This is a genomic window from Chamaesiphon sp. VAR_48_metabat_403, from assembly GCF_031422475.1.
Classification (GTDB): Bacteria; Cyanobacteriota; Cyanobacteriia; order Cyanobacteriales; family Chamaesiphonaceae; genus Chamaesiphon.
On record NZ_JANPLS010000082.1, the window covers coordinates 1 to 7418 of the forward strand.

Here is a 7418-nt window from a genome sequence, read left to right on the forward strand (position 1 = left end):
ATTATTGTGTCGATCGCAATTGAGTCTACTACCGCTTCAGCCAGCCTACCGCGACTCTGGATGCCAGAGCAGGTATTGTTTACCCCCGCAGCCATCGCCGAACCTTGGGGACAACAGATCCTCGCCCGCACTGAGTCCTTAAATTTACCGATCGAAATCCTCCCTCACAACCGTCTCACTGGACTGCGGGGTGAAAACGATCGCGAAACCTATCAAATTTCCAAGCGCACTCTAGCTGTCGTGACAGCCCCTCCGAGTAGTTTTAAGCTGAGTCCCATCCCCCCCTCTGCCGACTGGCAATTTCACCTCGCTGAAGGCTGTCCGGCGCACTGTCAGTACTGTTATTTAGCAGGGAGCCTGCAAGGGCCGCCAGTAATTCGCGCTTTTGCCAATCTGCCGCAGACTTTGGCAAATTTGGCCGCTTACGAACGTGCAGGCGAACAGACTAGTTTTGAAGTTAGTTGCTATACCGATCCGCTGGGCATCGAGCATCTCACGGGTAGTTTAGCAGAATGCATTCGTTATTTTGGTACCCGTAAAGATGGATATTTGCGCTGGGTATCCAAATTTGATGCGGTGGATGGGCTGTTAGATTTGCCTCACAACGGGCATACGCGCTGTCGGTTCAGTGTCAATGCCGCACCAGCTTCGCTGCGGTTTGAGGGCGGTACGGCGACCGTTGCAGCGCGATTACAAGCGGTGCGGAAGTTGGCTTTACCCCCAGCACGCGGGGGTGGTGGTTACCCCGTGGGGCTGGTAATTGCGCCGATTATGCCGATCGAAGATTGGGAGTTACACTATACTCAGTTGTTAGACTCGATCGCGACTGCCTTAGATTTTGATTGCGATTTGACATTCGAGCTAATTTCGCACCGCTTTACACCAGGCTCGAAGGAAACTCTCACCAAGTGGTATCCTCAAAGCAAGCTAGAGATGGATGAGTCGGAGCGGACTCTCAAGCGAAACAAGTTTGGCGGAATTAAGTATGTCTATGACACGGATATCATGAAGTCACTGCGCGGTTTCTTCATGCGAGAGCTATCGCAGCGATTTCCCCACGCGAAGATTCTCTACTGGACTTAATTTGAGTAAGGAGGATTAAAAATCTATCCATGCTCCCAGTCCCCCAGTCCCCCAGTCCCCTAGTCCCCCAGTCCCCCAGTCTCCCCATCCCAAACCCAAACCCTCTCTCAAATGGCTGATTGGTACCTACATCCTTAGAACGAGGGTACTGCCGCTAAAGCTTTGTAAGCTGGGGGTTAATCATCTATCGATCGAGAATTTAGCATCATGGCTAGCCAAAGACAGATTCAGGATAAGCGCGAATCGACTCAAGCAGACTCGATCGAACATGGAGCCGAACAACAGGAACTAGCAGATGGAGCTAAAGAACCAAAAAAAACTGCCAAACCAGCTCAAGCGGGTGCGGAGTCAACAGATAGCCAACCTTTGCAAAAGTTGGACTCATTGGTACAAGTATTGCAAGGCGATTTGAGCGAGATCGATCCCGATGTTGCCTTAAAAACGATTGATGGCATTCATAAATTAGTCGATGGCTTAAAACAACCAGCAGCTAAAGAAATTGCCAGTGGGTTGAAAGAATTACACAAGCTCTTAAAACGCAAAGAGCCAAGCGGACACGAGCTAGGCGAGTTAATCGGCCATCTGGGCGAACAAACGACCAATATCGCCAGTGCAGCCGCAACAGAATTCAAAACACCCCTACAACAGTTAGGCAAGCAATTAACAAAAGTCGGTCGCTCTTTAGCCAAAGCCGAAGATACCGAGCAGCATGATGCCTTAAATGAGCTGGTGGATACTCTCGACACAGAACCCCAGCAAATCGAGCTTAAATTAGCGATCGAACAAATCGAGCGGTGGTACGATCTCCTGCATAAATCTGAAGATGCCAGTTTCCAGCAAATTGCGACCGAACTCAAGGATCTGAAAAAGCTCCTGAAAGGTAATAAAGTTAAAGCTGCCGAACTAAGCGCGCTCATGGGCAAAATTGGCGAGCTGACGACTACCGCTGCGGCTAATGCTCCACGCGGGTTTAAAGGCATACTTCAAAAATCAGGTAAAGCCTTGAGTGCTGCTGGCAAATCTTTCGCCTAAATTAGTTTTATCGATCGAGCGGGATGCAGATCTAGAATTAGAGGGCGAACGTAAGTTTGCCCTTATTTTAATGAATACATCCCAGCTTCAAAATAACTTATCTACCATTAGAGAGATGAGATATCGGCTGCAATCTTTTATCTTAAATAAAGAGAGAGTTCATCGACAATCGATGAAGCAATACTTAGCAAGGAGAACGCTCGATGTCTATTACACTTGAAGATTCAAAACGTACGGCAATTGCTAGTAAGCTAGCTGGGATTAAGGAAGTACAAAACTTGCTAATCTCTAATGAGGAAAAACTTATTACTGCTTGTAACGACCAAGAAGTTCGCCATCGCCTGAGTAAAATGCTAGACGATGACAAAAAAAATCTTGGCATTTTGGACACCATTATGGTTCAATATGGTGTCACGGGCAAGCCCAAAGAAACCGTCTCGATGATGGTTGATGAGGTTACTAAGTTGATGGATGGTTCTGAGTTGACAGTGTATGAAAAAGTCGCTCATCACGAATCGCTCAAGCACGAACAATTCATGTCTGGTTATTTGCTCCACAAAGCTGCTCAAGTAATCGGTGCCGATGTAGAAGCTGCGTTAACACCATTAAATACCGTTAATTTTGAGAATCGCGCTCACGAAGAGCAACTCAAAGGCGTAATCGAATTACTTGGCGTTCGGGAACTAACCGGACAAGAAGCTAATCAAGGAATTTGGGCGCGGGTTCAAGATTCATTAGCAGCATTTTCGGGGGTGCTCGGCAGTGCTGTGACTCTAAATAGCGATAAATCTGACATGAACATCCAAGACATAATTCGGATGGATCATAATAAAGTCAATATGCTATTTATGGAAATTGCCAATAGCAACGATCCTCAAAAGTGCGAAGAATATTTCGCTCAAATTTATAAGGATCTATCCGTACATTCAGAAGCTGAAGAGCAAGTAGTTTATCCAGCCGTGCGGGCATTCTATGGCCAAACTCAAGAACTCTACGACGAGCAAGCCGAAATGAAGACGATGTTAGCAGAAATCAAATCGATGAATGCTAGCGATGGTAACTTCAAAGCTAAAGTAGAAATGCTTAAAAATGCCGTTATGGAACACGTTCGTCAAGAAGAAAGTGACATGTTTACCGCAATTCGCAACAACTGTAGCGATGAACAGCAAGAACGGTTAGCTACTGAATTTAAGACTGCCAAAAGCAAATTGCAAGAACAGCTCACACCTGCCAAATAACTGGGCAAAAAGATCTTCACACTTAACTTAATTTTAGGACTGTTGGAACTCCAACAGTCTTTTTTAATATCCTCCTTCCCCGATCGAACACTCTTACCTTCGATCGAGTTAATTCTGAATTAAAAGATTACAATTCACCACTGGCGATCGCTTGAATCAATTTAGGAGTGCTAGGATCGAAGCCAGCAATATCCCAAGAATTCGGATCTTTAGGATCGACTAAAGAGATATTGTTAGGCACCAGCGAGATATAAATCGCTTTAGCATCGCGATTCACTTTTTGACGATATTCAGCTAAAGCTTGAGTGGGGTGTTGACTTCCCGCCCAACTTTCACAATCCGTCCACAAGCAAATTACATCTGCATAGCAGTTGTTTTTTATCATCCATCTAAAAGCAGAACTAGCATCGGTACCGCCAAAATTCAGATCGCTGGCTTTTTTAATTGCCGAACTAAATGAGTCGCTACGATTGATGTTTAAGTCGATAAAACTGGTTGAAAATCCACGAATCGCGTAGTTTTTTTCCGCTTTTGCCGATGATAATGCCATCGTCGTGGCGATTTCGCAACAGGTAAGGTTTATCGAACTTACCGTATAGTAAGACATCGAACCAGAGATATCAACAGCGTGCATAAACACTTTACCAGTCGGCTCGATCGCATCGAATGATAATTCCAAAGCTGACTCTAAAATATCGATGATGCGCGGTACGGGAGTCCAAGTTTTGCTACTTTTACCCAAACTACCACCAGAGCGGTAAGTTTTGAGTGCTTTTAACACATCGATCGGATGAATGCGTCCTTTGCGTAAGTGTTCTTTATTTTTGAGGATGGCTGCAACTCTGTCGATATTTTTCTTGCATTTTTTGGAGTAAGCAAAGATCCCAATTTCAGTTAAAGAACCGAGGTTTCGCAATAAAGCTCCGATCGGCATATCTTCAAACAATAATTGCCAAGCAGCGACATCCATTTTACCGACAGGTGCAGCCATTTCATGAGTCAAGCGACCCTTGGAAATTGCCTCTGTGGTGCGATCTGGATTGCGTTTTAACCATTCATACCACCAGATCTGATTCAATGCTGCTGTAGGCGATTTTGGGGGCAATTCATCCCACCCAGTAGTTACCCATTTAAACAACATGTCGCGATCTTCGGTTTGAGGTTTGGCATGGAACAATCGCAACGCATCGCGATTGGAAAAACCGTGGCGTTGTTGATATTTTAACAATTGATAAGCCAGAGCTTTTGTATCGCCCTGCAACAACCAATTTTTACCAGCTTCGCGGACGATTTTACCGAAACCGCGCACGGATTTGGTATAACTAATCCATTCATAAAAGTGGCTGGCTGTCCGGATAACTTGAGGGAAAATAGATTCAAATGCTGTTTTAGCAGCGGGATCTTCACCCATCGATAATAAAACTAATGCCCAGATCGGCGCACTGTTATTAATCGATCGACCATCAGAAGCATAGACAATTTCTTGTGCTACGCGATCGGGATCTTCAGCGATCGCTTTTTCTAAAACATCGACGAAATCGTTGGTTAATTCCCATTTAGTTGCGTGGTAACTACCATTACCAGTACCAATTAACAAGCACCGACGCAATGTGCGCCAGATACCTGCTTTAAACATATAACCACTGGATTTACCTTGAATCATTTCTGATTCGCGTCCAGGAATTGGTTTGTTTTGGGATGTAGTTTGGGTTTGTTTGTTACCGAAAAAGAATTGGTAAGTCATGATTTTTAATCTTCTTCAGCCCGTGAGGGCAATAATGTAAAAGTGAATAGTGGATAGTGAAATGTTTGCTACGTTCATCACCCGCCCGCGACTGAAGTGCGGGCTAGCGGCTCTAGTCCACTGAAGTGGACTATTAGATTTTTTAGTCCACTTCAGTGGACTTGAGCTATTAGCCTGGGGATGAATCCCCAGGTGGTGCCCAAACGAAGCTGTATTTAGTTAACAAACACCACATTAATCCCAGCGATCGAGTTGATATTTAACCTGTAAATTATCCCCAGTTGTTACCCGCAACAGGATCGAATCCCAAGAGCCGCCCTTTTGTAAACCAATTCCACAAGCCGTCGCTTCGTCTTTGCCTGCTAGCACCGCATTTTGGGCATAAGCTTCCATCGTCGATCGAATGCTGTGATATTCACTCTTGAGCGATTCAGGGAAAAATCCAGCACCTTTTTGGTATTGTTTATCCTTGGCATTTTGCAATAGTAAAAACGCCTTTTCACCTTTATTGGCAAACTTTTCGGGCTGATTCCATAACGAAGGCTGAAGCACGATCGCAGTAACGGCACAATAAGTATTCGATCGCAAATTCCACGCGTTAGGTGACGAACCATTTGCATAAAAATACCAGGTGACTGGATTGCGATATTCTGGCGTATCCCATTGAATAATCGGCGGAGCTTCAGGATTTTGGGCGGTAACCAATGCCATATAAGATTGGTGACTAGCAGGTACGAAATACTCGATCGTTTTAGCCGTTGGCAAAATAGTGCGAGCAAACTTTTCCCACGTCATCACGATCGGCGGCACGTCTATTTGTTGCTGAGATTTGGTTGTAGCCGTCTGGAGATGACTGAAAATTCCTTTGCGTTCGACTTTAGGCACGGTGGGATGTAGCATCCACAGAGCCTGAAGATCTTCGAGCTTGGCAAATCGCCGATCTAATGCACCTGCGGTTTGGAGCTGTTCGATAATTTTTTCAGCTTGGGCGATATTCCCTGCTTTAGGCGGTGCTTGAGGGCGAAGATATTGCAAGGGGTTCATTTTGGCATTAAACTTGTCAGCAATCTGTTGAAATGCCAGCCCATTTTGGATATCTTCGAGCAGAGTACCGAGCATCCCGCTGCGGATATGACAAAAGCCTGGAGGCGCATTCGCCACAGCCAACCAAGTCAGATTTTCCCGCAGGCGCGAGTTCCGAGCCGATTGGCGTTGCTGTTGCAAATCCAAAAACCATTTGGCAATCCCCAGACATGCTTCCGATCGATAGAGCGTTGCATTAGAGAGCAGGGAGTATGCTTGTGTTGCCACGGCAATCGGGAAATCTGCAAAGCCCCGTAATAGCATCTGATAATCTTGCTGCTTTTGAGCGATAATCTGGTAGATCGAATAAAAACTTGTAGACTCGAACACCAAATCTTCACCAGGAACGATCGCAATATGCTCCCAGCTCCCCGTTACTGGAGTGCCCCAAGTTTGCAGATTTGAAAGAAATACATTATCTATCGCCGCTCCCGCCACAACTGAAGACAACTTACTAATGGCTGGCGCGTAAACTTCAGGAACGAGTTCGGGATTCCACATTACCGGAATCGTTTTGCCATCAGGATCGATCGTCACAATACCACCATATCGATCGACAAACTGCCGACAGCTATTACAAGTATGATGTTGACGGTAATCGGGGGGCAATGCCTGTAGGAAAATTTGGAAGAGATTGGTAGTCGCCGTGGTAAATAGATTTACCTTACCCTGTCGATTGCTTGTGACAGTTATAAATCGATCTCGAATCGATTGGCGCAGCAGATCGGAATAATGACAGATCTCTCGATTGGGGTGCTTATCGATTGTGGGTTGAGTTGAAACAGAAAATTCAGAAAAATACATATTATTACCTAACTAATTATTAATACTCCCAAGGGGAATCGAACCCCCATTTTGGTGTAGAAAGCACCGTGTCCTGACCGTTAGACGATGGGAGCAAATTGGATGTAGAGAGTATTAATTACTCTCACTGCCTCGCTAGGAATTGAACCTAGAATGCCTGAATCAAAGTCAGGTGTGTTGCCAATTACACCACAAGGCAATAGTTGTTTTTAGAGCGATATTTTGTGAAAAATCGCATGGAACTGGCGGGATTTGAACCCACAACCGATCGCTTATGAAACGATTGCTCCACCATTGAGCCACAGTTCCAGAAATACCAACTCTGATTAGGAGTCGGACGAGATTGACGGGAGTCGAACCCGCGACTTTCCGCTAGACAGGCGGACGCTCTAACCACTGAGCTACAATCCCAAATTAGGAGTAGCAGGAATTGA

Annotated in this window: 5 protein-coding genes and 4 tRNA genes; 3 read left to right on the forward strand and 6 right to left on the reverse strand. The window is 45.4% G+C overall.

The genetic code is table 11. The annotated features are described in order from the left end of the window. Positions 1-60 precede the first annotated feature (60 nt). From RMO79_RS04245 to RMO79_RS04255, 3 genes are all read left to right on the forward strand, one after another. Positions 61-1083: a spore photoproduct lyase family protein gene (locus RMO79_RS04245; RefSeq protein WP_396136515.1), complete on the forward strand. Its 1023-nt coding sequence runs from the start codon at positions 61-63 to the stop codon at positions 1081-1083. Positions 1084-1290: 207 nt separating this feature from the next. Next, on the forward strand, positions 1291-2115 hold the full coding sequence (locus tag RMO79_RS04250; protein WP_310481826.1) for a hypothetical protein: 825 nt from the start codon (positions 1291-1293) through the stop codon (positions 2113-2115). A 203-nt stretch (positions 2116-2318) separates the two neighbouring features. Then, on the forward strand, positions 2319-3353 hold the full coding sequence (locus RMO79_RS04255; protein ID WP_310481827.1) for a hemerythrin domain-containing protein: 1035 nt from the start codon (positions 2319-2321) through the stop codon (positions 3351-3353). A 127-nt stretch (positions 3354-3480) separates the two neighbouring features. On the opposite strand, the gene RMO79_RS04260 is transcribed toward RMO79_RS04255, so the two are convergent. From RMO79_RS04260 to RMO79_RS04285, 6 genes are all read right to left on the reverse strand, one after another. Further along, entirely contained in the window at positions 3481-5097 is a 1617-nt protein-coding gene (locus RMO79_RS04260; protein WP_310481828.1) for a TROVE domain-containing protein, read from the reverse strand. Between the two features lie 234 nt (positions 5098-5331). After that, positions 5332-6984 (reverse strand): hypothetical protein, encoded by a 1653-nt coding sequence (locus RMO79_RS04265; RefSeq protein WP_310481829.1) that lies wholly within the window; start codon positions 6982-6984, stop codon positions 5332-5334. Between the two features lie 23 nt (positions 6985-7007). Further along, positions 7008-7079, reverse strand: a tRNA-Glu gene (locus RMO79_RS04270). Between the two features lie 32 nt (positions 7080-7111). Next, positions 7112-7183, reverse strand: a tRNA-Gln gene (locus tag RMO79_RS04275). Positions 7184-7221: 38 nt separating this feature from the next. Continuing rightward, positions 7222-7293: transfer RNA gene (locus RMO79_RS04280), tRNA-Met, on the reverse strand. A gap of 29 nt (positions 7294-7322) precedes the next feature. Further along, positions 7323-7395, reverse strand: a tRNA-Asp gene (locus RMO79_RS04285). Positions 7396-7418 lie beyond the last annotated feature (23 nt).

Coding starts and splice junctions, on each gene's coding strand:
- RMO79_RS04245 (WP_396136515.1), top strand. CDS start 61: ATGCCAGAGCAGGTATTGTTTACCCCCGCAGCCATCGCCGAACCTTGG.
- RMO79_RS04255 (WP_310481827.1), top strand. CDS start 2,319: ATGTCTATTACACTTGAAGATTCAAAACGTACGGCAATTGCTAGTAAG.
- RMO79_RS04260 (WP_310481828.1), bottom strand. CDS start 5,097: ATGACTTACCAATTCTTTTTCGGTAACAAACAAACCCAAACTACATCC.
- RMO79_RS04265 (WP_310481829.1), bottom strand. CDS start 6,984: ATGTATTTTTCTGAATTTTCTGTTTCAACTCAACCCACAATCGATAAG.
- RMO79_RS04250 (WP_310481826.1), top strand. CDS start 1,291: ATGGCTAGCCAAAGACAGATTCAGGATAAGCGCGAATCGACTCAAGCA.